This window comes from Streptomyces katrae (assembly GCF_000966975.1).
GTDB lineage: Bacteria > Actinomycetota > Actinomycetes > Streptomycetales > Streptomycetaceae > Streptomyces > Streptomyces katrae.
This window is the reverse complement of the sequence record NZ_JZWV01000328.1, coordinates 1-958: the sequence shown is the minus strand read 5'-3', so window position 1 is coordinate 958 and position 958 is coordinate 1. Positions and strand designations below refer to the sequence as shown.

The window sequence follows — 958 nt, the reverse complement described above, 5'->3', positions numbered from 1 at the left end:
GCCGGCGACGGTCTGGAGCGGGCCGAGCTCCGCCGCCCGCTTGGCCGTTCCCTCGGCGAGGGCGCTCCCCCAGACGGCGCGGGCCTTCTCCGGGATGAAGAGGGTGGGCAGCCAGCCGTCGGCGATCTCGGCGGTGAGGGCCACGTTGGCCGGGCCGAGGGAGGCGATGTAGACGGGGATCCGGTCGCGGACCGGGCGGGTGAGGATCTTCAGCGGTTTGCCGTGCCGGCCGCCGCGCTCGGGGGGCAGGGGCATGTCGGTGATGCCGTGGTGGTCGATGGTCTCGCGACGCCAGATGCGCCGGCACAGCTCGACGGTCTCCCGGGTGCGGCCGAGGGGCTTGTCGTACGGCTTGCCGTGCCAGCCCTCGATCACCTGCGGGCCGGAGGCGCCGAGGCCGAGCAGGGCCCGGCCGCCGGACATCGCGTCGAGTCCGGCGGCGGTCTGGGCGATGAGGGCGGGGGTGCGGGAGTAGACGTTGACGATGGCCGAGCCGATCTTCATCCGTTCGGTCCGGGCCGCCAAGTACCCCATGATGGTCGGGGAGTCGAAGCCCCAGGCCTCGGCGACCCAGACGGCGTCGAGTCCCGCGGACTCCAGCGCCGCCGCCTCGTCGGCGGCCCGGCGCGGGTCGCCCGCGTAGTCGAGCAGCATGGACAGTTCCATCAGGAGCCTTTCCCGGTCAGGCCCGGTACGTCCCAGTCGCGGGCCACGGATTCGGTGTCCGCCCCCGGCCGCGCCGGGCCGCTCACCACGGCGGCCGGGGTGGCGGAGAAGCGGGGGGCGGGGGCGGGCTGGGTGATCCCGCCGAAGTCGGTGAAGGTGGAGCGGGCCGCCAGGTGCGGGTGGTGCGGGGCCTCGCCCAGGGAGAGCACGGGGGCCACGCAGGCGTCGGTGCCCTCGAAGACCTCCGTCCACTCGGCGCGCGTACGGGCCTTGAAGCGGGCGGCGACGGCCT

The 958-nt window shown here is 75.1% G+C and carries 2 protein-coding genes; both read right to left on the bottom strand.

Annotated elements, in window-relative coordinates:
• Window positions 1–666: LLM class flavin-dependent oxidoreductase (locus VR44_RS12975; RefSeq protein ID WP_045947617.1), on the bottom strand; the 666-nt coding region annotated here is incomplete at its 3' end.
• Window positions 666–958 (bottom strand): CoA transferase (locus VR44_RS12970; protein ID WP_045947616.1); only part of this gene is annotated, 293 nt, incomplete at its 5' end. The genes VR44_RS12975 and VR44_RS12970, both read right to left, overlap by 1 nt.